Genomic DNA, 21,661 nt, shown 5'->3' on the forward strand with positions numbered 1-21,661 from the left:
ACCAAGGTGCCGCATCTTCCCGAGATGGTCTCCCGCGCGCGCCTGAAATCGATCCTGACCGGTCTTGCCCTCTATGTGATGGCGGCCGCCATCGTCGGCTATTTCGGCGTCAACGCCTATACCGGCAAATACGGCCTCAACGCGCGCCAGGAGCTCGACCAGGAGATCATCGCGCTGACCAGCGAGCTGGCGCAGCTCAAGCGCGAGCGCGCCAGGAGCGAGCAGCGCGTCTCGCTGCTGCGCACCTCGAGGATCGATCCCGACATGCTGGACGAGCGGGCCCGGTTCCAGCTCGACTACGTCAATCCGCATGATCTCGTCCGGATGATCCCCCCGAACTAGCGCTTTCGCGCGATTCGAAACCAGCCTCGCAAGCTGGCGTCGGGACTCCTCGCGGTCCATCTCCATCACTCGAAGGTCGCAAGGCGGCAGCCGGCTTGCCGCCTTGACGGGGCGGCGCCGGCGGGGGCATGGCTTGTGCGGCGCGCGGCCTCCAGGATTGACGGAGATCAACAAGGCCCCGCCGGCACGTCTTAAGAATGCCACCCGGAGGAAACGGTGATGAATGGGCAAGCCCCCCAGCATCACGCGGCCCGTGTCGAGGCCGCCATCGCATCAGGCCAGGCGGCTCGTTCCGCGCTCGTGGCCTCCTGGCGCCGTTCCTCCCGATTGCATCATCTCGACCCCTCTGGCCGCGGCCTGCCGAAGCGGCTGACGGAGGCGGAACTCAGCACGGCGCGCGAGCGCATCGCGCCCCTGCTGGCCGCCGCGCAGGGCGCCATGGACCGGCTCTATCAGGCGGTCGGCGCGGCCGGCTGCTGTGTGCTGCTCGCCGACGGCGAGGGGGTCCCGGTCGACCGTCGCGGCACGCCCGCAGACGATGCGACGTTCCAATCCTGGGGCCTGTGGACCGGCGCGCTCTGGAGCGAGGAGCACGAGGGAACCAACGGCATCGGCACCTGCGTCGTCGAGCAGCGGCCGCTGACGATCGACCGCGACCAGCACTTCTTCACCCGCAACACGCTTCTGAGCTGCACTGCGGTTCCGATCTACGACCACGAGGCGGCCTTCGCCGGTGTGCTCGACGTCTCCTCCTGCCGCGCCGACCGCACCGATGCGTTTTCCAGCCTGATCGCACTGGCGGCGGGCGAGGCGGCCAAACGCATCGAGGCCGACATGTTCCGCCGCGCCTTCGCCCATGCCCGCATCGTGCTGACGCCGGCTGCGGACGGCCAGTGCGGCGGCCTCGTGGCCGTCGATGCGGACGACCTCGTGATCGGTGCGACCCGCTCCGCCCGGATGGGACTTGGCATTGGACTTGGCATCGCGCCCGGCCGCCCGTTGCGGCCAGTGCCTGCGGCCGATCTGCTCGGCGGCGATGTCGCGCATGACCACCTCGCCGGCGGTCAGCGCGCGGTGTTGCAGCGGGCGCTGCTCCGCGCGGGCGGCAATGTTTCCGCCGCCGCCAAGGCCCTCGGCGTCAGCCGCGCCACGCTGCACCGGAAGCTGAAGCGGTTCGAGCTGAACCACTGAGCTACTGTTTCCTCAGCCGTCATTGCGAGCGCAGCGAAGCAATCCAGAATCCCTCCGCGGTCGCAGTCTGGATTGCTTCGCTGCGCTCGCAATGACGAGTGGAGGCTGCGAGCGCTCCATCTTGCACCTGCCTCACCCCGGACCTGTCTCAGAACTGCGACAGGTCCGCGCCGCCATCGCTCCCGACCGGGCTGACAGAAAACGCCTCCCGCATCATCGTCTGCGCAAGTCGCGAACATGCGACGACAAGCGCAAACAGCAACATCGGGAGTGATCAATGAACAAGGTGGAATTCCTCGGCGTCACCCAGCATCCCTTCGCCGAACGCTATGACAATCTCATCGGCGGCAAGTTCGTCCCGCCGGCTGCCGGCAAGTATTTCGACAATGCCTCGCCGGTGAACGGCCAGGTCGTGTGCAAGATCGCGCGCTCCGACGCGCAGGACGTCGAGGCCGCCCTCGACGCGGCGCATGCCGCCAAGGGCGCCTGGGGCCGCACCAGCGTCGCCGAGCGCGCCGCGATCCTGAACAAGATCGCCGACCGCATGGAAGAGAATCTCGAGCGCCTCGCGGTCGCCGAGACCTGGGACAACGGCAAGCCGATCCGCGAGACCCGCGCCGCCGACCTGCCGCTCGCGATCGACCATTTCCGCTATTTCGCCGGCGTGGTGCGCGCCCAGGAAGGCTCGATCGGCGAGATCGACCACGACACCATCGCCTATCATTTCCACGAGCCGCTCGGCGTGGTCGGCCAGATCATTCCCTGGAACTTCCCGCTGCTGATGGCCTGCTGGAAGCTTGCGCCTGCGCTGGCCGCCGGCAATTGCGTCGTGCTCAAGCCCGCCGAGCAGACCCCGGCCTCGATCATGGTCTGGGCCGAGATCATCGCCGATCTGCTGCCGGCGGGCGTGCTCAATATCGTCAACGGTTTCGGCCTTGAGGCCGGCAAGCCGCTGGCGTCCAGCCCGCGCATCGCCAAGATCGCCTTCACCGGCGAGACCTCGACCGGCCGGCTGATCATGCAATATGCCAGCCAGAACCTCATCCCTGTGACGCTGGAGCTCGGCGGCAAGTCGCCGAATATCTTCTTCAAGGACGTCACCGCCGAGGACGACGACTTCTTCGACAAGGCGATCGAGGGCTTCGTCATGTTTGCGCTGAACCAGGGCGAGGTTTGCACCTGTCCGAGCCGGGCGCTGGTTCACGCCGACATCTACGACCGCTTCATGGAGCGCGCGCTGAAGCGCGTCGCCGCGATCAAGCAGGGCGATCCGCGCGTGGCCGACACCATGATCGGCGCGCAGGCATCGAGCGAGCAGCTCGCAAAGATCCTCTCCTATATCGACATCGGCAAGCAGGAGGGAGCCAAGGTGCTGGCCGGCGGCGGTCGTGCCGAGCTCGGCGGCGACCTCGCCAAGGGCTTCTATGTCCAGCCGACGGTGTTCGAAGGCCACAACAAGATGCGCATCTTCCAGGAGGAGATCTTCGGCCCGGTCGTCTCGGTCACGACCTTCAAGACCGACGACGAAGCGCTCGCGATCGCCAACGACACGCTCTATGGCTTAGGTGCCGGTGTCTGGAGCCGCGATGCCAACCGCTGCTACCGCTTCGGCCGGGCGATCCAGGCGGGCAGGGTCTGGACCAATTGCTACCATGCCTATCCCGCGCATGCGGCCTTCGGCGGCTACAAGCAGTCGGGTGTCGGTCGCGAGACCCACAAGATGATGCTCGACCACTACCAGCAGACCAAGAACCTCCTGGTCAGCTACAGCCCGAAGAAGCTGGGTTTCTTCTGATCGAGCAAGAATCGTTCAGGCAGGAGAGGGCGGCGCACCCCTGCGCCGCCCTCTCCACCGTCATCCATCTGTCAGAGAATTCGGACAAGACGGCAGCGCCGCGCCTATCCGGGTTCGGCGCTGCCGGCATTCGCAGCAATGCCGGGCAAAGACGGAGGCTTGGCGATGCGGAACATTCGTTCACTGCGGACAATGTATGTTGGGGCGATTCTGCTCGGGGCCGCGGTGCTCCCGCTGTCGATGGCCTTCGCGCAGTCCGCTGCTGCGCCATCAGGCGCAAAACCCTTCCTGACCGTCGATGGCAAGGCGCCGCTCGTCCTCGGCCATCGCGGCCTGCCGGGACTGGTGCCGGAAGAGACCGAGGCCTCGTATGACCTCGCGGCGGCCGTCGGGACCGACGCGCTCGAAGAGGATTTGCACCTGACCAAGGATTGCGTGCTGGTCGTGCGGCATAATCCCTGGCTCAGCGACAACACTGACATTGCCGAGGTCGCGAAGACCAATGCGACTGTGGCCGCGCGCAAGCGCACGGTGCCCGGCGTGCGCGTCAAGGCGCCAGCTTCCCCGAGCGCGCCTGCCGATTACCTGACGGATCTCACCGATCCGGCTGATCCGAAATCGGTGCTGAAGTCATTGATCGTGGACGGCGAGGACCACACCAACGACTGGTCGATCACCGACTTCACGATGGCCGAGCTGAAGGAATGGATCGCCGGCACCACCTATGACGCGGCCAACGAGCGGCCGAAGGTCTTCAATGGCAAGCTCCCGATCATCAGCTTTCAGGACGTCATCGACATCGCCAAGGCCAGGAGCAAGGAGACCGGGCGGTCCATCCTCGTCTACCCCGAAACCAAGAACCCGACCTGGAATAATGCCCAAGCGATCGCCAATGGCTGCGGCCCGGCCGGCAGCCGTCCGCTCGAAGATGCCCTGATCAAGATCATCAAGGACAACGGCCTCAACACCAAGGACGCGCCCATCCTGGTCCAGAGCTTCGAGCCCGGCAGCCTGAAATATATGCGCAGCCACGGGCTCCAGACGCGGCAGGTCCAGCTGATCGACGGCAACGGTATCGACTTCAAAACCGGCGAGGTGCTCCTCAACAACATCACAAGCTCGCGTCCGTTCGACTGGACTGTCGCGGGCGATGCGCGCCTCTACGATGCGATGCTGACCCCGGAGGGCATGGCCGAGATCAAGACCTATGCCGACGGCATCGGTCCGTGGAAGGCCTATATCGTTCCACTCAAGATCGCGCCGTGGAAGGACAGCAATGCCGACGGCACGCCCTACAAGGGATCGACGCCGGACGCTTCGACCCAGGAACCGACCAGCCTCGTCACCGATGCGCACAAGCTCGGCCTGTTCGTGCACGTCTTCACCTTCCGGAACGAGAAGAAATATCTCGCAGCCGACTATCGCGGTGATCCCAGCCTTGAATATCTCAAATTTTTCCGGCTCGGCGTCGATGGGGTCTTCAGCGACTTCACGCATACCGGCGTCGCCGCCCGCGCAGCGTATTTGCGCGAGCTGGGCTGGTAGGCGACGCGACGATTCGGACGTGTGCAAGGGTTCAGACCCGCGGATAAACGCGTCCGAATTTCGTTGCGTGGATGGCACGCGCCACGTTCGCTGGCGCGTGAGCTAAAGTTGCCTGATCAAGCCTAAAGGTTTTGCAAAGTTTCGGCCACGTTGCAGTGCGGCATAATGAAAGTCGTGCCATGCCGCCGCGGTGCTTTCCAAGGGCGTTTGACTTGGGTTAGAGAGGGCTAAAGTTTTCTCTGACCCGGAATTCCCATGGCCGCACCCAAGAAAGCCGCCGCAGGCGCTGCACAGGACAAGACCGACGGCGCATCGCCCCCGGAATTTACCAGGGAGCAGGAGCTCAAGGCGCTCCGCGAGATGCTCCTGATCCGGCGGTTCGAGGAAAAGGCCGGCCAGCTCTACGGCATGGGCGCGATCGGCGGTTTCTGCCATCTCTATATCGGCCAGGAGGCCGTGGTGGTCGGCATGCAGATGGCCCTGAAAGAGGGCGATCAGGTCATCACCGGCTATCGCGACCATGGCCACATGCTTGCGACCGGCATGGACGCCAATGGCGTCATGGCCGAGCTCACGGGCCGCCGCGGCGGCTATTCCAAGGGCAAGGGCGGCTCCATGCACATGTTCAGCAAGGAGAAGCACTTCTACGGCGGCCATGGTATCGTCGGCGCCCAGGTCTCGCTCGGCACGGGCCTCGCCTTCGCCAATCACTATCGCGGCAACGGCAATGTCAGCGTCACCTATTTCGGCGACGGCGCGGCCAATCAGGGCCAGGTCTATGAGAGCTTCAACATGGCGGAGCTCTGGAAGCTGCCGGTGATCTACGTCATCGAGAACAACCGCTACGCCATGGGCACCTCGGTCTCGCGCGCCTCGGCCCAGCAGGATTTCTCCAAGCGCGGCGTGTCCTTCAATATCCCCGGCAAGCAGGTCGACGGCATGGACGTCCGCGCCGTCAAGGCGGCGGGCGAGGAGGCGGCGGCCTGGTGCCGCGCCGGCAAGGGCCCCTTCATCCTGGAGATGCAGACCTACCGCTATCGCGGCCATTCGATGTCCGACCCTGCAAAATATCGCACGCGCGAGGAGGTCGAGAAGGTCCGTCACGACCAGGACCCGATCGAGCAGGTGCGCAATCGCCTGCTGGCGGCCAAGGTCAGCGAAGCCGATCTCAAGGCGATCGACGCCGAGGTGCGCGACATCGTCAACGCGTCCGCCGACTTTGCCCAGCATGATCCCGAGCCGGATGCCGCCGAGCTCTGGACCGACGTTTACCGCTGAACGCGCGCAAGCTTTCTTTTGGAGTCGATATGCCAATTCAAGTGCTGATGCCCGCGTTGTCGCCCACGATGGAAAAGGGCAACCTCGCCAAGTGGCTGAAAAAAGAGGGCGAGACGATCAAGTCGGGGGACGTGATCGCCGAGATCGAGACCGACAAGGCGACCATGGAGGTCGAGGCGACCGACGAGGGCACGCTCGGCAAGATCCTGATCCCCGAAGGTACCGCCGATGTCGCGGTGAACACGCCAATCGCGACTATTCTCGCCGACGGCGAGAGCGCGGCTGATCTTGCGAAAGCACCTGCGCCGGCCGCGAAGGCTGCGGAGTCCGCGCCGCCTGCCGCAGCAAAGGCCGAGGCACCCGCGCCCAAGGCTGCGCCTGCGCCGCAAGCCGTCGCCGAGCCCGATCCCGAAGTGCCCGCCGGCACCGAGATGGTGACGCAGACCATCCGCGAAGCGCTTCGCGACGCCATGGCCGAAGAGATGCGCCGCGACGCCGACGTGTTCGTGATGGGCGAAGAGGTCGCTGAATATCAGGGCGCCTACAAGGTCACCCAGGGCCTGCTCCAGGAGTTCGGCGCCAAGCGCGTCATCGACACCCCGATCACCGAGCACGGCTTTGCCGGCGTCGGCGTCGGTGCCGCCATGACCGGGCTGAAGCCGATCGTCGAGTTCATGACCTTCAACTTCGCCATGCAGGCGATCGACCAGATCATCAACTCCGCGGCCAAGACGCTCTACATGTCCGGCGGCCAGATGGGCTGCTCGATCGTGTTCCGCGGGCCGAACGGCGCCGCTGCGCGCGTCGCCGCCCAGCACAGCCAGGACTATTCGGCCTGGTATTCGAACATCCCGGGCCTCAAGGTCGTCGCGCCGTTCTCGGCCGCCGACTACAAGGGCCTGCTCAAGGCCGCGATCCGCGATCCCAATCCGGTGATCTTCCTCGAGAACGAGGTGCTCTACGGCCACACCGGCGAAGTGCCCAAGCTCGACGATTTCATCATCCCGATCGGCAAGGCGCGCATCGTGCGCTCCGGCAGCCATGTCACCATCATCTCCTGGTCGAACGGCATGACCTATGCGCTCAAGGCCGCCGACGAACTCGCCAAGGAGGGCATCGAGGCCGAGGTGATCGACCTGCGCACGCTGCGTCCGATGGACACCGAGACCATCATCAACTCCGTGAAGAAAACGGGCCGTGCCGTCACGGTGGAAGAGGGCTGGGCCCAGAGCGGCGTCGGCGCCGAGATCGCCGCGCGCATCATGGAGAACGCGTTCGACTATCTGGATGCGCCGGTCGCGCGCGTCTCCGGCAAGGACGTGCCGATGCCCTATGCCGCCAACCTGGAGAAGCTCGCGCTGCCCTCGGCGGCAGAAGTCGTCGAGGCCGCCAAAGCCGTCTGCTACAGGTAGACCATGGCGGGCCCGAAGGAGCAGCCACTGCCGCCTGACGTCATGACCCGCGACGACGCGGTCGAGATCCTGCGCGTGTTCGTGCTGGACGGCGGGCTGTCGATGGCGTTCCAGCGCGCCTTCGAGGAACCCGACATGTGGGGCCTGCTGCTCGTCGATCTCGCCCGCCACGCCGCGCGCGCCTATGCGCGCGAGAGCGAATATACCGAGGAGGATGCGCTGAACCGGATCCTCGACATGTTCCAGGCCGAGATCGAGCGTCCCACGGACACCGGCACCACGACGCCGCGCGGGAAGGGACACTGAACGTGGCGATCGAATCCTATCATTTCGACTTCATGCTCGAGGCGATCCGCGAGGCGGAAGCCTCGATCGCGCAGGGCGGCCTGCCGATCGGCGCGGTGCTGACGCGCGACAACAAGATCATCGCGCGCGGCCACAATAATCGCGTGCAGGAGAACAACGTGATCCTGCACGGCGAGATGAGCTGCCTGCGCGAGGCCGGTGCGATCACGTTCCACGACACGGTCATGTACACGACGCTGTCGCCTTGCTCGATGTGCGCCGGCGCGCTCGCGCTGTTCAAGGTCAAGCTGGTGGTGATCGGGGAGTCCGTCACCTTCGAGGGCTCCAAGGACATCCTCGACAAGTTCGGTATCCCCTGGATCGACCTTGCCGACGACCGCTCCATCACCATGATGAAGAATTGGCGTTCCATCCCTGCCAATGAGCGCCTCTGGCAGGGCGACATCGGCAACTAAACCTGGTCTGTTCGTCTCCGCTGTCGGAGACGACGTTTTGCAAAGTTCTTCTTGAGGTCAGCATGCCCATCAACATCCTGATGCCCGCTCTCTCGCCGACGATGGAGAAGGGCAACCTCGCCAAGTGGCTGAAGAAGGAAGGCGACAAGGTCAAATCCGGCGACGTCATCGCCGAGATCGAGACCGACAAGGCGACCATGGAGGTCGAGGCCATCGACGAGGGCACGATCGCTAAGATCCTCGTGCCCGAGGGCACGCAGGACGTCCCGGTCAACGACGTGATCGCGGTCCTCGCCGGCGAGGGCGAGGACGTGAAGGCTGCGGGTAGCGCCAAGCCCAGCGCCTCGGCCGCGCCTCCGAAGGCCGCGGAGGCTCCCGCCGCACCGGCTCCCGCGCCGGCCGCGCCCAAGGCCGCACCGCCGCCCGCTGCCGCGCCGCAGGCGGCAGCGCCGGCTGCGCAGAGCAACGGCCATGGCGGCCGCGTGTTCTCGTCGCCGCTGGCGCGCCGTCTCGCCAAGGATGCCGGCATCGATGTGTCGATGGTGACGGGCACCGGTCCGCACGGCCGCGTGGTCGCGCGCGACGTCGAGCAGGCCAAGTCCGGCAAGGGCCTCAAGGCGCCTGCCGCGGCGCCGTCAGGTGCGCCGTCGATCGCGCCGACCATGTCGGACAAGCAGATCCTGTCGCTGTTCGAGCCGGGCTCCTACGACATCGTCCCGCATGACGGCATGCGCCGCACCATCGCGCAGCGCCTGACCGCGTCGATCCAGAATGTCCCGCACTTCTACCTCACCATCGACTGCGACATCGGCAAGCTGCTCGCCGCGCGCGAGGAAATCAACGCCGCTGCGCCGAAGGACAAGGAGAAGAAGCCGCTCTACAAGATCTCGGTCAATGACTTCGTCATCAAGGCGATGGCGGTCGCGCTGCAGAAGATCCCGAACTGCAATGTCAGCTGGACCGAAAGCGGCATGGTCAAGCATCACCATTCCGACGTCGGCGTTGCCGTGGCGATGCCCGGCGGCCTGATCACGCCGATCATCCGGAAAGCGGAGACCAAGACGCTCTCGACCATCTCCAACGAGATGAAGGATTTTGCCGCGCGCGCCCGCTCGCGCAAGCTCAAGCCCGAGGAATACCAGGGCGGCACGACGGCCGTCTCCAACCTCGGCATGTACGGCATCAGCCACTTCACCGCCGTGATCAACCCGCCGCATGCGACCATCCTCGCGGTCGGCACCAGCGAGGAGCGTCCCGTCGTGCGCGGCGGCAAGATCGAGGTCGCGCACATGATGAGCGTGACCTTGTCCTGCGATCACCGCGCCATCGACGGTGCGCTCGGCGCCGAGCTGATCGGCGCGTTCAAGCAGCTGATCGAAAACCCCGTCATGATGATGGTCTGAGATGGCGCATGACGTCGCGCTGGCCCTGGATCTCGATGCTGATTTCGCTGATCCTCACGCTCAGCCCGCATGGCCGCGAGATCATTGAGGCCGCCTTCTTTGCCGGCGAGGCGTTGTCGCGCAACATCTGGGCGCCGATTGCGCTCACCATCTTCGCCATCATGGCGGTGGTCATTCTCATCGAATGGCTGATCAGAACCTACATCTTCAAACGCCGCGCCCGCGGCGCAACGACCGCTTGAGTTGAATGGGAGCCGCCATGGCCGATACATCCTTCGACGTCATCATCATCGGCTCCGGTCCCGGCGGCTATGTCACCGCGATCCGCGCCGCCCAGCTCGGGTTCAAGGTCGCGATCGTCGAAAAATCCTATCTCGGCGGCATCTGCCTGAACTGGGGCTGCATTCCGACCAAGGCGCTGCTGCGGTCGGCCGAGATCTACCACTACATGCAGCACGCCAAGGATTACGGCCTGTCGGCGGAGAAAGTCTCGTTCGATCCGAAGGCCGTGGTGCAGCGCTCGCGCGGCGTCTCGAAGCGGCTGAACGACGGCGTCGGCTTCCTGATGAAGAAGAACAAGGTCAGCGTCATCTGGGGCGCGGCCTCGATCGATGCGCCCGGCAAGGTCACCGTGAAGAAGTCCGATGTCGAGGGCCCGAAGGGCGCGCTGGGCGAGGGGACTTATCAGGCCAAGCACATCATCGTTGCGACCGGCGCACGGCCTCGTGTGCTGCCCGGGCTCGAGCCCGACAAGAAGCTGATCTGGACCTATTTTGAGGCGATGGTGCCGGAGCGGATGCCGAAATCGCTGCTGGTGGTCGGCTCCGGCGCGATCGGCATCGAGTTCGCCTCCTTTTTCCACACCATGGGAAGCGACGTCACGGTAGTCGAGGTGCTGCCGCAGATCCTCCCCGTCGAGGACGCCGAGATCGCAGGCCTTGCCCGCAAGCGCTTCGAGAAGATGGGCATCAAAATCATGTCCTCGACCAAGGTGACCAAGCTGGAGAAGAAGGCCGACAGCGTCGTCGCCACCATCGACGACGGCAAGGGCAAGCCGGTTACCACCGAGTTCGAGCGCGTGATCTCGGCCGTCGGCGTCGTCGGCAACATCGAGAATCTGGGACTCGAAAAGCTCGGTGTCAAAACCGATCGCGGCATCATCGTGGTCGACGGCTACGGCAAGACCAACGTTCCCGGCATCTATGCCATCGGCGACGTCTCCGGTCCCCCGATGCTCGCGCACAAGGCCGAGCACGAGGGTGTAATCTGTGTCGAGGCGATCAAGGGCCTGCATCCGCATCCCATGGACAAGAACATGATCCCGGGCTGCACCTATTGCCATCCCCAGGTCGCCTCTGTCGGCCTGACGGAAGCCAAGGCCAAGGAGAACGGCCGCGAGATCCGCGTCGGCCGCTTCCCCTTCGTCGGCAACGGCAAGGCGATCGCGCTCGGCGAGGACCAGGGTCTGGTCAAGGTGATCTTCGACAAGAAGACCGGCCAGCTCCTCGGCGCCCACATGGTCGGCGCGGAAGTGACCGAGCTGATCCAGGGCTACGTCGTCGCCATGAACCTGGAGACCACGGAAGAAGAGCTGATGCACACGGTCTTCCCGCATCCGACCCTGTCGGAGATGATGAAGGAAGCCGTGCTGGATGCGTATGGACGGGTGTTGAATATTTGATGGACGAGCGCGTCGCCCGCCGCCGTCATTGCGAGCGAAGCGAAGCAATCCAGACTGCCTCTGCGGAAAGACTCTGGATTGCTTCGCTGCGCTCGCAATGACGGGCCGAGAGAGCGTTTTCAAAATAAGAAGGAAATCACCCCATGCACGACAACGACAACCTCACCATCGAACGCCCGACCTTCGTCACCCATCTCGAATGCGCGATGGAGGGCGATCACTACGCCGCCGATCAGGTCCACAATCTCTCTAAGGCCGGCAAGCCGCTTCTGGTGCGTTACGACCTCGCGGGCGTGAAGAAGGCGCTGACCAAGGACGCGCTGGCGCAGCGCCCCGGCGATATGTGGCGCTACCGCGAGCTGCTGCCGGTGCGCAAATGCAAGGACATCGTCTCGCTCGGCGAAGTCACCACGCCGCTGATCCGCCTGCCGAAGCTCGGCGCAAAGCTCGGCGGCGGCGAGATCATCGTCAAGGACGAGGGGCGTCTGCCGACCGGGTCTTTCAAGGCCCGCGGCCTCGTGATGGCTGTGTCGATGGGCAAGGCGCTCGGCATCAAGCACATGGCGATGCCGACCAACGGCAATGCCGGCGCGGCGCTGGCGGCCTACGCCACCTCCTGCGGCATCAAGACCACGATCTTCTGCCCGGCCGATACGCCTGAAGTGAATGTCAGCGAGATCGAGCTGCAGGGCGCGACCGTCTACCGCGTCAACGGCTATATCGACGATTGCGGCAAGATCGTCGGCGAGGGCAAGGCCAAGGTCGGCTGGTTCGACACCTCGACGCTGAAGGAGCCGTACCGCATCGAAGGCAAGAAGACGATGGGCCTCGAGCTTGCCGAGCAGCTCGGCTGGGACGTGCCCGACGTGATCTTCTATCCGACCGGCGGCGGCACCGGCCTGATCGGCATGTGGAAGGCTTTTGACGAGCTAGAGAAGATCGGCTTCATCGGAAGCAAGCGCCCGCGCATGGTCGCGGTGCAGGCCTCGGGCTGCGCGCCGATGGTACGCGCCTACGAGGCCGGCACCGAGCACGCCACGCGCTGGGAGGACGCCCACACCATCGCATCAGGCATCCGCGTGCCGCAGGCGATCGGCGATTTTCTGATCTTGCGCGCCGTGCGCGAGAGCAAGGGTTTTGCCATTGCAGTCGATGACGACAAGATCTCGGCGGCGCTGAACGAGGTCGCGCGCGAGGAGGGGCTGCTGCTGTGTCCCGAGGGCGCCGCAACCTACGCCGCCTACAAGGAGAGCCTCGCCGACGGCCGCGTCAGCAAGACCGATCGCGTGATGCTGTTTAACTGCGCGACCGGCCTGAAATACCCGCTGCCGCCGGTCACCCGCACGCTCGATCGCCATAAGCCGATCGACTATTCGCAGTTCTAGGCACGACCATACTGCCGGAGCGCGGCGATCTCGCTCCGGCGCGTCATTTCGTCTCTTCACGACCGATCCCTCTTCCCGTACGCGGGAGGGCACAAGAACAACAAAGACACATCGCTGGGGAGAGCACAATGAAGAAGGCCGTCTGGGCCGGACTGATCGGTATTCTCGCGATCGCAGGCGCCGCGCGCGCCGACGACTATCCCTCGCGCCCCATCACCATCATCGTTCCCTTTGCGGCTGGCGGCCCGTCGGATGCGATGGCGCGCGTGCTCGCCGAGCGGATGCGGATCTCGCTGGGCCAGCCCCTGGTGATCGAGAACGTCACCGGCGCGGGCGGCTCGATCGGCGTCGGCCGCGCCGTGCAATCGCCGCCCGACGGCTACACCATCTCCTTCGGCCATCTCGGCACTCACGTCGCCAACGGCGCCGTCTACAAGCTCAGCTACGATCTCGTCGCGGACCTCGAACCCGTGGTGCTGCTGCCGAGCAACCCGATGATCGTGGTCAGCAAGAACGCGGTGCCCGCGACCTCGCTGAAAGAGCTGATCGAATGGCTGAAGTCGCGGCCCTCGCCCCCGACGGCGGGCACGGCCGGCGCAGGCTCCGGCAGCCACATCGCCGGTGTCTATTTCGAGAGCGTTTCCGGCATCAAGCTGCAATATGTCCCGTATCGCGGCACCGCGCCCGCGCTGAACGATCTGATCGCCGGCCAGATCGATATCATCGTCGACCAGACCTCCAACTCCATCAACCAGGTCCGCGCCGGCACCATCCGTGCCTACGCCATCACCGACGACAAGCGCCTGGCCTCCGCGCCCGACATTCCGACCGCGGAGGAGGCCGGGCTGAAGGGCTTCAACATGACGCTGTGGTCGGGCATGTGGGTGCCGAAGGGCACGCCGAAGGCGATCGTGACGAAACTCAACGCCGCGGCCGTGGAGGCGCTGAAGGATCCCGCCGTGAAGAAGCAGCTCGAAAGCCAGGGCCTGGAGATGACGCCGCAGGACCAGCTCGCGCCGGAGGCGCTTGGTGCGCGGCAAAAGGCCGAGATTGCAAAGTGGTGGCCGATCATCAAGGCGGCCAACATCAAGGTGGATTGAGTGCCTCGCTGTGGCCGCAGCACGCAGTGCTTGCCGTGAGGACCGGCGCGACGCGGCGCCGCATCACATCGTGTCGTCACCGGCGTCCGAAAGTGCCGTCTCGAGGCACTCGATCAGGGCTCGTGTTGAAAACGGCTTAGCGAGAAAGCCGATCGCGCCGGCCTTCAGCGCGCGGTCGCGCACGGCCTCGTCGGGAAAAGCCGTCATGAAGATGAAGGGCGTGATGCGCCCGAGGCCGCGCATATGCGTCAACAGCTCGACGCCGCTCATGGCCGCCATCTGCACGTCCGCGATCACGCAGGAGGTCGCCTCCAGTTCGGCGGATTGGAGAAATTCGTGAGCGGAGCCAAAGGTGTAGACCGTGTACCCGCGCGACGTCAGGAGGTTGTTCGTCGCAAGGCGAACGGAGGCATCATCATCGATGACGGAAATGATCGAAGGCACTGACAAGATGATCGCTCCTGAACGGGGAGCCGCCGGCCGCGGTTCAGCCGCTTCAGGGAAAGTGGGCCACCAGAGCGAGCTTGGAAAGCATACTTAGGTTTGCAGGTGACCCCTGTTGCGCGGGATTCCGAGCGCGTCCGTCATTCTGACGAGATCGGCCAACGATTTTGCCCCCATTTTCCGCATGATCTGCCCTCGATAGATCTTTACGGTAATTTCGGCTAATCCGAGTTCAGCGGCGACCTGCTTGTTCATCAGGCCGGATGCAACCAGAGCGAGGACGTCGCGCTCACGTGCCGTCAGCCCCTCGAAACGGGATCGCACGCCCGAGATGGACTTCTCGGCATCGCGCCGCTTGCGATCCCGTTCGATCGCTGCTTGCACTGCGTCCAGCATGTCCTGGTCGCGCACCGGCTTGGTCAGGAAATCGACGGCACCGCTTTTCATGGCTCTCACGGTCATGGGGATATCGCCGTGACCGGTGATGAAGATGATGGGCGTGTGAATATTGGCCTTGGCGAGGTCGGCCTGGAGGTCGAGGCCGCTCGCGCCTGGCAGGCGGATGTCGAGCACGAGGCAACTGGGGACCGCAGGCGGTTTGGCTTCCAGGATCTCCGCCGCCGAGCTGAAGGCTTCGACCTTGAGGCCGACCGATTGAAAAAGATTGGTCAGCGCACGGCGCATCGACGGATCGTCATCGACGATAAGGACGATCGGATCACCGGCGCTCCCCTCGGCCTGCTTGGCATGGTCAGTCACGACATGTCCTTGTGTGGCAAGGGCAAGGGCAGGGCGATCTGGAATGTTGCACCGCGCCCCTCGTTTTGAAAGGCCGAAAGCCGGCCCGCGTGAGCCTCGATGATCGATCGGCAGATCGAGAGTCCCATTCCCAGACCGCTCGATTTCGTCGTGAAGAAGGGGGTGAAGATGCGTTCCTTGACGTCTTTGGCGAGGCCGACGCCGCGGTCCGTCACGGTGAGGAGCAGGCGGTCGTCGTCGTCCGCCCGGCACGAGCGGATCGCCAGCTCGCGAGCACGATCGAGATTGCCCTGCATGGCTTCAATGCCATTCATCACCAGGTTGATCAGCACCTGCTGGAGCTGGATCCGGTCGCCGCAGATCCGGGGCAGGTCGGACGCCAGCTCCATGCGCACCGATACCGCGTGGGTCGCGAGCTCGCGCCGAACGAGCGCCACGGCCTCCCTGACCACCTGGTTGATGTCGAGCGGAACGACTTCGATCTCGGTCTTCTTCGCAAGCGCCCTGATACGGCGGATCACCTCGGTCGCCCGATTGGCGTCCTCGACAATCCATTCAGCGGACCGGCGCGCAGCTTTCAAATCGGCCGGTTCGCGGTCGAGCCAGGCGATGCAGGCGTCCGCATTGGAGATCACGGCGGCAAGAGGCTGGGTGATTTCGTGGGCAATCGAGGTGGTCAGCTCGCCGAGCGTCGTGACGCGCGTGACATGGGCAAGCTCGCCTTGCGCCTTGCGCAGCGCCTCTTCCGCCTGCTCGACGCGGATCGCCGCCGTGATGTCGCTGCTGACGCCGCGATAGCCGAGAAAATTGCCTTGCGCATCATGGAAGGGCTTGCCGCTGGTGCGCACGTAGATTGGAGATCCGTTACGATCCCTGCTGCGGTAGATCAGATCGCGGAACGGGACATGGGCATCGAGCGCCACGCGGTGCTGCTCCCATTTCTCCGGCTCGAGCTCGGCATCGGGTGGGATGTCCCAGCGGGTCAGGCCGATCAAGCCCGTCGGCGGGGCGGTGGAGGTGTCGGCATGTTCCGATATCCGCGTGATGCGGTGGTCCGGGCCGGTCTCCCAGAACCAGTCCGATGCGGTTTCGGCATAGTCGCGGAATCGCTGCTCGGATGCCTTGAGCTCGTCGAACGCCTTGTGCAGCGCATCTTTTGCCGCGAACTGCTCGGTGACGTCCACGTGCGTGCCGATGATTTCCATCACCTCGCCGTCGTGGCCTATCACGGGGTGTCCCTCGCTATGGACGCGTCTGATCGAGCCGTCGGGGCGCGCAATCCGGAAGTCGATCTGGAAGGGCTGCTTCTGCCTGATAGCTTCGCGTTCCATCTCGATAATCCGCTGAAAGTCTTCCGGCAAGATACGTTGCTGAAATGCCCGGGCCGGGACATCGATCTGGTCCGGCTCAAACCCGAACAGGCGGTAGAGTTCAGCCGATCGGTAGGCGAACTCCTGGCGATGAACGTCCCAGGCCCAGCTGCTCGTATGGCTGAGGCGTTGAGCTTCACTCAAATAGGCTTCGCTACGACGCAGCCTCTGTTCCGCTTCCTTGGCAACCGTGACATCGGTCACGGCCCCGACGAACTCGATGCGCCCGGATGGATGTCGCACCGCGCGCGCCACGGAATGGAGATATTTGACCGATCCGTCGGGCATCAGCAGGCGGTATTGGTGGTCGAAATCCTCAGCCAGGCGGTAGGCCCGCTCAAGGGTGCTGCGGACCGTGTCGCGATCTTCCGGATGAATGCGCTGAAAGACGAAGCGGAGGGTCGGCTTCCTCGTCGGGTCGCACTGGAAGATGCGAAAGGTCTCCCTCGACCAGACCGCCTCGCCGGTCGCGAAGTTCAGGCCGAAGCTGCCGGTGTGGCTCAATTCCTGGGCCTGGGCGAGATAGGCCTCGCTCTGGCGCAGCGCGTCCTCGGTCTCCCTGCGCTGGGTGATGTTTTCGCAGGCGACCAGCAGGATCGGCGTGCCGTCGCCGCGCAGCATCGCCTTGGCGTTTTCACGGACCCAGAGCACCGAGCCGTCCTTCCGGAATTTACGAATCTCCCAGGTGTGCGACTGGTCCACGGTGGTCAGGCACAAGGCGACGCATTGACGAACGAAGTCGTGGTCCTCCTCGAAGAAGACGTTCAGCACGGATTGGCCGATCAGCTCATCCGTGGTGTAGCCCAGTTGTGCGGCGCCGAACGTATTGACGTTGAGCACCGTTCCGGCCGGATCGACCATGAAGTACATGACCGGATTGTGCTCGAACACCTCGCGCCATTGCTTCATGGCGTCACGCAGATCGGTGTTCTGCCGCGAGGCGTCCGCGACGGCGGGGCGGTCCTTCACGCCGTTGCCGAATGATCGAAGCGCCGCAAGGCCGCCGAGCAGGAATTGCGCGGCCGAACTCCCGATTTTCGTGATCTGGCCAGGCATCATCGCAAGCGTCCCGGCTCGCTGGCGTCAAAGCGAGTAGAGCACTTTGCCATTACAGGGGCAATTCCCTCCGACCAAAGTCGAACTCTCGCAAAATTCCCGATTGCCGTGCAGCTTGCACGCGTTGCGCCGTCTCGTTGCGGCGGATGTCCGGAAAACTACGGCACAAACCTACGTATAGCTCGCACAATCCTAGTTCTAGCGCGCATTTACCTCCGTACAATTGAGCGGTGCGTTGCAAGGAGCCTAGTCTTGCAGTCAATCGAGAGGAGACGATTGCGGAGCACAAATTGCCGGAACGCCCGGCGTGTTGCACCCAAAAGAGCCAGGCTCTGCGTCCACACGATTGAGAAGCCCGCATTTTCCGTGACGACCGTGGCGACCTCTGCCTTTGCGCATCAGGAAGCCAGGACCCAAGAAGTCAAGAGGAGAGGATCATGTGCGATAGCCCCGAGTACTCCGAGCGCCGTTCCGAATCCAAAGGCTGTGCCGTCTGCGCCGGGAAGTTTGGCCTGATTCGATACTACTCCTGGCAGGCGCCGCTCTGCTCGCGGAAATGTCTCGATCGGTTCAGGGCGCGTCGCGAACGCGACCGGCTCTGGCTGTTCCGATGTCAAGCGGCATGAGGATCGGCCGCCGCACCTAGCCCGTCAGGTCATGTCTTCGCCCGGAGGCTGTGAGTTGAACCGTAGCTGCAAGCTCCTGTTGGCGATCGCGCTGCCGCTTCTGCTGCTGACGGGCGTCAAGGCCGAGGAAGTCGTACGAGATGGTTCACATCGCCACCATCCGCCTCAGGATCAGCTGCTCCACGAGAAGTTCTATTCGAACTGGCACATGCCGGACAATCCGGTTCTGAGCTGCTGCAACAATGCGGATTGCTACCCGACCGAGGTACGCTACGTCGACGGCAGGATCTACGCGCGGCGCCGGGAAGACGGGAAATACATCCTGATCCCGTCCCAGAAGGTCGAGCGCAACAGAGACAATCCCGACGGCCGCAACCATATCTGCGCGCCGCCGCCGTCCGCCTCTCTGATCGACACGGTCTACTGCTTCGCGCTGGGAGGTGCCACGTGAGATTCATATTGGTGAATGGCAGAACCCCGTTCCGCAAGACGTCGTGCCTGTGGTGCTGCGAGGAGATCGAGGGCGGATATCTGCGCGACGCCAGGACGCTGCTGCCCTACTGCGGCTACGAGTGCTACGCGATTCATCAGGAATCAGGGCGGTCGATCGAGGGGCGTACGCGCGCGGCATCCTGAGCAGACAGGCCGGCGGGACGCATCGGCGGACGTGCCTTAGGCAAGAGAGGACACGACATTGAGGTTCATGCTCGTCAATCAGGAACATCCCAGCCACAACTCAGCCTGCAGCGCATGCGCCCAGCCGCTGGGCTCGAGTTACGTCCGGCATGTGTCCAAGCAAGAACGGTATTGCGACTACGATTGCTACCGCCAGCAGACGGCCATGGACATGCTGAGGCCGCGTAGCCCGTTCGAGGCGATCGCGGTGCTGACTGCGATGGCGGGCTGGAGCTGGATGATTCAGATGAGCGCGCTGTCGCGCTCACTGGCTGAGGTCTATCTGCGCGAGTACGTCCTTCTGACCACGGAAGGAGGTGACCGCTAACTGCCCGTTGCCGGCCGCGCAGAGCCGTCGGCCGCAGCTACCGCGTCCACTCGCGCCGCGTCCAGCCCCGGCGGTCGCGAGGTTAGGGCGACGGGGCTGCGGCCGATACGCTTGGCTCCGCGCTCACCTCCTGCGTCGTGACGCGCTGCTCGGACTTCGACGCGACCATGCCGCTGCCCTCGAATCGTGCGCGGTAGACCAACACGTTCTCCATCACGCGCTGCACGTAATTGCGCGTCTCCGACAGCGGGATGCGCTCGACCCAGTCGACCGGATCGACATTGGGATCCCTGGGGTCGCCGCGCGCCTGCACCCATTCCCGCACGCGGCCACGGCCGGCATTGTAGCCGGCGAAGGTCATGATCTGGTTGCCGCGATATTCCGACAGCAGCGCACTGAGTTCGGCCGCGCCCATCTGCGTGTTGTAGACGGGATCGGAGACCATCCTGTCCCAGTCATAGGTCAGGCCGAAGCGTTTTGCGGTGTCGCGGCCGGCTTCAGGCGTCACCTGCATCAGCCCGACCGCGTTGGCGGGCGACTTGTCGCGCTGGTCGAACGAGCTCTCGGTGCGTGCCACCGAATAGATCACGCTGGTCTCGATTGGCGGAGCGAGCTGCTTGTGCTCGGGGATGCCGATGGTCGGGAAGGCGTAATGGTCGAGCGCGAGCCCGCGCGCCAGCGCCGACTTGCCTACCTCCAGCATCACGCGCGCATCGTTGCGCCGGCCGGCAAGCTCGCCGAGCGCTTCGAGCGCTGCGACGTCGGTGCTCTCCTTGGCGAAATCCTCGGCGTAGTAGAACACCATGTCGCGTTCGCCGATCCCGTACAGCATGTCGGCGGCGCGCACGCGCTCATCAGTGGGAGGCGTGTCGGCAGAGGCCAGCACGGGCGAGGGCGCACGCAGCTCGATGCGGTCGAGCCCGAGCTTGGCGCGGGCGAGCTGGCCGTAATAGGCGGTCGAATAGCGCGCGGCGGCCTTGTAGCTCATGCGCGCATCGGCGGTCGCACCCATGGCCTCCGCCGCGCGGCCGCGCCAGTAATGTGCGCGCGACAGCGCGATCGGGTTGGCCGAGCCCTCGTCGATCGCTGCGAAATGCACCATCGCCGTCCTGGGATCGTTGAGGTAGCGCAGCGCGATCCAGCCGCACATGAAGTGATAGTCGACCCGGTAGACCTCCATCGCCGGCACGGCCGCGGTGCGGACCACGTCGTAGGCGGTCCTAGACTTGCCCTGGTCGAGCAGCTTGCGCGCCAGCAGGCGCCGCTCGCGCCACCAGGCGTCGGTGTCCTGCGCCGCCATCGTCTCGGGCGCGGCGGCGAGGATCACTTCGGCCGCATCGTCGATGCGGTCCTTCTGCAGATGCCATTGCGCGCGGCACAGCACATAGCCGAGATCGCGGCGCGCCTCGCTCGCGACATCGTCGAGATAGTCCTTGGCCTTGTCGGCCTTGCCCGTGACCGCGGCACAGGCCTTGACGATCGCGAGCGCATCCTCGCCGAGCCGTTTGGCCGCGCGCCTTGCGCCGGCGTAGTCCTTGGCGCCGAGGCGCTTGTCCATGCGCGCGCGATGATCGTCGCGGTTCAGCAGATCGCGGAACGCCTCGTAGGAATCCTCCTCGCTGCGCTCGGACAATTCGTCCGTGCGCCAGGCCTCGCGGACCAGCCGCGCGGCCCTGTCGGTCTCGCCTTCAGCAAGCAGCACGCGGGCGAGTGCGAACTTGCCCTTGGCGCTGGTCGGGCGATCCATCGTGAATTTGTGAACGGTGGCGGCGTCGGCCTTCTCCTGCCACAGCCGGGCCTCGGCGCGGCGGCGGAGCAGGGCGCTGCTCGGCCAGTCCGGGTTGATGGCGAGGAAGCCGGCATAGCGTTTGAAATTCGCGGTGCTCTCGGAATGGCGCAGCATGAACCAGTCGGCTAGCTTCTGCCCGGCGGGGTCGGCGATGCGGTCGCGCGCCGCGCTCGCGTCGTCGGACTTGCCCTTGCGCGCGAGATCGATCGCGTCCTTCAGTGCGGCGAGATCGCCGGTGAGCGGCGGGGCGGCCGGCCTGTCCGCGGGCGCGTCGTCCTGCTTCTTCGACTTGCGTTTGGCCTCGGCATGCTTGCCGTGACGGGATTTCGCCGCGGCATGGCGCTGCTTGCCGGCTTTCGCCTCATGCGTCTTTTTCGACGCAGACGATTTGTGACTGCTCTTCGCCGCCAGCTCCGACGGAAGGAGGGCCAAAGCGGCCACGGCAACGACACACGCGAGCGAGCGTAGGCACTGGTTCATTGGATGGTCCCCCTGCGAAACCACTACAAACCAAGGTCCGCGATCGTATGCGGCTCGAGAATCAAAGACACCGAAAACGATGCCACGGCATCGTTTCGCATGTCTCACGCTGTCGCAACAATGCGGCAAAATACGGATGATGCAAGGGAACTTCCGCAAAGGAGAAAAGGGCAGGCGCTTTAACCTTTGTTAACGGTTTGGGCTCGCGCGACGGTTGTGGGCGTCTGGAGCGTCGCAGCGG

20 protein-coding genes are annotated in these 21,661 nt (G+C 64.7%); 16 read left to right on the forward strand and 4 right to left on the reverse strand.

Translation table 11 applies throughout. From position 1 onward, the window contains the following. The first annotated feature begins 24 nt into the window (after window positions 1–24). The 13 genes from IQ16_RS17375 (at window position 25) to IQ16_RS17435 (ending at window position 13,893) form a co-directional block, all read left to right on the forward strand. Window positions 25–342 (forward strand): FtsB family cell division protein, encoded by a 318-nt coding sequence (locus IQ16_RS17375; protein WP_018642244.1) that lies wholly within the window; start codon window positions 25–27, stop codon window positions 340–342. Window positions 343–561: 219 nt separating this feature from the next. Continuing rightward, window positions 562–1,533, forward strand: a complete 972-nt coding sequence (locus tag IQ16_RS17380) for a GAF domain-containing protein (protein WP_026311875.1) — start codon at window positions 562–564, stop codon at window positions 1,531–1,533. Between the two features lie 277 nt (window positions 1,534–1,810). After that, window positions 1,811–3,328 carry an aldehyde dehydrogenase gene (gene adh, locus IQ16_RS17385; RefSeq protein ID WP_145831631.1) on the forward strand — a complete coding sequence of 506 codons (1,518 nt, stop codon included), beginning with the start codon at window positions 1,811–1,813 and terminating at the stop codon, window positions 3,326–3,328. A gap of 165 nt (window positions 3,329–3,493) precedes the next feature. Further along, on the forward strand, window positions 3,494–4,873 hold the full coding sequence (locus IQ16_RS17390; protein WP_244635731.1) for a glycerophosphodiester phosphodiesterase family protein: 1,380 nt from the start codon (window positions 3,494–3,496) through the stop codon (window positions 4,871–4,873). 255 nt (window positions 4,874–5,128) lie between these two features. Continuing rightward, complete coding sequence (gene pdhA / locus IQ16_RS17395) at window positions 5,129–6,151, forward strand: pyruvate dehydrogenase (acetyl-transferring) E1 component subunit alpha (protein ID WP_018642240.1); 1,023 nt, start codon at window positions 5,129–5,131, stop codon at window positions 6,149–6,151. Between the two features lie 29 nt (window positions 6,152–6,180). Continuing rightward, window positions 6,181–7,563, forward strand: coding sequence for a pyruvate dehydrogenase complex E1 component subunit beta (locus IQ16_RS17400; RefSeq protein ID WP_018642239.1), 1,383 nt, complete (start codon window positions 6,181–6,183; stop codon window positions 7,561–7,563). A 3-nt stretch (window positions 7,564–7,566) separates the two neighbouring features. After that, a complete protein-coding gene (locus IQ16_RS17405) occupies window positions 7,567–7,869 on the forward strand; it encodes a DUF5076 domain-containing protein (protein WP_008547332.1) in 303 nt (100 codons plus the stop codon). Window positions 7,870–7,871: 2 nt separating this feature from the next. Then, entirely contained in the window at window positions 7,872–8,324 is a 453-nt protein-coding gene (locus IQ16_RS17410) for a nucleoside deaminase (RefSeq protein ID WP_018642238.1), read from the forward strand. Between the two features lie 62 nt (window positions 8,325–8,386). Beyond that, the gene (locus tag IQ16_RS17415) at window positions 8,387–9,727 is read left to right on the forward strand and encodes a pyruvate dehydrogenase complex dihydrolipoamide acetyltransferase (RefSeq protein ID WP_018642237.1); all 1,341 of its coding nucleotides are present in this window, start codon (window positions 8,387–8,389) and stop codon (window positions 9,725–9,727) included. Between the two features lie 8 nt (window positions 9,728–9,735). Further along, window positions 9,736–9,969: a hypothetical protein gene (locus tag IQ16_RS17420; protein ID WP_018642236.1), complete on the forward strand. Its 234-nt coding sequence runs from the start codon at window positions 9,736–9,738 to the stop codon at window positions 9,967–9,969. Between the two features lie 17 nt (window positions 9,970–9,986). Next, window positions 9,987–11,408 carry a dihydrolipoyl dehydrogenase gene (gene lpdA / locus IQ16_RS17425; protein ID WP_018642235.1) on the forward strand — a complete coding sequence of 474 codons (1,422 nt, stop codon included), beginning with the start codon at window positions 9,987–9,989 and terminating at the stop codon, window positions 11,406–11,408. Between the two features lie 143 nt (window positions 11,409–11,551). Beyond that, the gene (locus IQ16_RS17430; RefSeq protein WP_018642234.1) at window positions 11,552–12,793 is read left to right on the forward strand and encodes a threonine synthase; all 1,242 of its coding nucleotides are present in this window, start codon (window positions 11,552–11,554) and stop codon (window positions 12,791–12,793) included. Window positions 12,794–12,921: 128 nt separating this feature from the next. After that, window positions 12,922–13,893 (forward strand): tripartite tricarboxylate transporter substrate binding protein BugD, encoded by a 972-nt coding sequence (locus tag IQ16_RS17435; protein ID WP_018642233.1) that lies wholly within the window; start codon window positions 12,922–12,924, stop codon window positions 13,891–13,893. Window positions 13,894–13,956: 63 nt separating this feature from the next. Here IQ16_RS17435 and IQ16_RS17440 read toward each other — a convergent pair whose 3' ends face one another. The 3 genes from IQ16_RS17440 to IQ16_RS17450 all read right to left on the reverse strand — a co-directional run bounded on the left by IQ16_RS17440 (window position 13,957) and on the right by IQ16_RS17450 (window position 17,525). After that, the gene (locus tag IQ16_RS17440; protein WP_026311874.1) at window positions 13,957–14,343 is read right to left on the reverse strand and encodes a response regulator transcription factor; all 387 of its coding nucleotides are present in this window, start codon (window positions 14,341–14,343) and stop codon (window positions 13,957–13,959) included. Window positions 14,344–14,430: 87 nt separating this feature from the next. Then, window positions 14,431–15,096: a response regulator transcription factor gene (locus IQ16_RS17445; RefSeq protein ID WP_018642231.1), complete on the reverse strand. Its 666-nt coding sequence runs from the start codon at window positions 15,094–15,096 to the stop codon at window positions 14,431–14,433. Continuing rightward, window positions 15,093–17,525 (reverse strand): PAS domain-containing sensor histidine kinase, encoded by a 2,433-nt coding sequence (locus tag IQ16_RS17450; protein ID WP_018642229.1) that lies wholly within the window; start codon window positions 17,523–17,525, stop codon window positions 15,093–15,095. Before IQ16_RS17450 ends, IQ16_RS17445 begins: the two co-directional genes overlap by 4 nt. Window positions 17,526–18,203: 678 nt before the next feature. Between IQ16_RS17450 and IQ16_RS17460 the strand changes: the two genes are divergently transcribed. The 3 genes from IQ16_RS17460 to IQ16_RS46560 all read left to right on the forward strand — a co-directional run bounded on the left by IQ16_RS17460 (window position 18,204) and on the right by IQ16_RS46560 (window position 19,151). Then, window positions 18,204–18,599 (forward strand): hypothetical protein, encoded by a 396-nt coding sequence (locus IQ16_RS17460; protein WP_018642227.1) that lies wholly within the window; start codon window positions 18,204–18,206, stop codon window positions 18,597–18,599. Further along, window positions 18,596–18,784: a hypothetical protein gene (locus IQ16_RS17465; RefSeq protein WP_145831632.1), complete on the forward strand. Its 189-nt coding sequence runs from the start codon at window positions 18,596–18,598 to the stop codon at window positions 18,782–18,784. The genes IQ16_RS17460 and IQ16_RS17465 overlap by 4 nt, the downstream gene beginning before the upstream one ends. Window positions 18,785–18,989: 205 nt before the next feature. After that, window positions 18,990–19,151 carry a hypothetical protein gene (locus IQ16_RS46560; protein ID WP_244635732.1) on the forward strand — a complete coding sequence of 54 codons (162 nt, stop codon included), beginning with the start codon at window positions 18,990–18,992 and terminating at the stop codon, window positions 19,149–19,151. 82 nt (window positions 19,152–19,233) lie between these two features. Here the strand turns inward: IQ16_RS46560 and IQ16_RS17475 are convergent, their stop codons facing one another. After that, window positions 19,234–21,420 (reverse strand): lytic transglycosylase domain-containing protein, encoded by a 2,187-nt coding sequence (locus IQ16_RS17475; RefSeq protein WP_018642225.1) that lies wholly within the window; start codon window positions 21,418–21,420, stop codon window positions 19,234–19,236. Window positions 21,421–21,661 lie beyond the last annotated feature (241 nt).

The organism is Bradyrhizobium huanghuaihaiense (assembly GCF_007830635.1).
Taxonomy (GTDB): domain Bacteria; phylum Pseudomonadota; class Alphaproteobacteria; order Rhizobiales; family Xanthobacteraceae; genus Bradyrhizobium; species Bradyrhizobium huanghuaihaiense.

Coding starts and splice junctions, on each gene's coding strand:
- IQ16_RS17375 (WP_018642244.1), top strand. CDS start 25: ATGGTCTCCCGCGCGCGCCTGAAATCGATCCTGACCGGTCTTGCCCTC.
- IQ16_RS17380 (WP_026311875.1), top strand. CDS start 562: ATGAATGGGCAAGCCCCCCAGCATCACGCGGCCCGTGTCGAGGCCGCC.
- adh (WP_145831631.1), top strand. CDS start 1,811: ATGAACAAGGTGGAATTCCTCGGCGTCACCCAGCATCCCTTCGCCGAA.
- IQ16_RS17390 (WP_244635731.1), top strand. CDS start 3,494: ATGCGGAACATTCGTTCACTGCGGACAATGTATGTTGGGGCGATTCTG.
- pdhA (WP_018642240.1), top strand. CDS start 5,129: ATGGCCGCACCCAAGAAAGCCGCCGCAGGCGCTGCACAGGACAAGACC.
- IQ16_RS17400 (WP_018642239.1), top strand. CDS start 6,181: ATGCCAATTCAAGTGCTGATGCCCGCGTTGTCGCCCACGATGGAAAAG.
- IQ16_RS17405 (WP_008547332.1), top strand. CDS start 7,567: ATGGCGGGCCCGAAGGAGCAGCCACTGCCGCCTGACGTCATGACCCGC.
- IQ16_RS17415 (WP_018642237.1), top strand. CDS start 8,387: ATGCCCATCAACATCCTGATGCCCGCTCTCTCGCCGACGATGGAGAAG.
- IQ16_RS17420 (WP_018642236.1), top strand. CDS start 9,736: ATGACGTCGCGCTGGCCCTGGATCTCGATGCTGATTTCGCTGATCCTC.
- lpdA (WP_018642235.1), top strand. CDS start 9,987: ATGGCCGATACATCCTTCGACGTCATCATCATCGGCTCCGGTCCCGGC.
- IQ16_RS17430 (WP_018642234.1), top strand. CDS start 11,552: ATGCACGACAACGACAACCTCACCATCGAACGCCCGACCTTCGTCACC.
- IQ16_RS17435 (WP_018642233.1), top strand. CDS start 12,922: ATGAAGAAGGCCGTCTGGGCCGGACTGATCGGTATTCTCGCGATCGCA.
- IQ16_RS17450 (WP_018642229.1), bottom strand. CDS start 17,525: ATGATGCCTGGCCAGATCACGAAAATCGGGAGTTCGGCCGCGCAATTC.
- IQ16_RS46560 (WP_244635732.1), top strand. CDS start 18,990: ATGGACATGCTGAGGCCGCGTAGCCCGTTCGAGGCGATCGCGGTGCTG.
- IQ16_RS17475 (WP_018642225.1), bottom strand. CDS start 21,420: ATGAACCAGTGCCTACGCTCGCTCGCGTGTGTCGTTGCCGTGGCCGCT.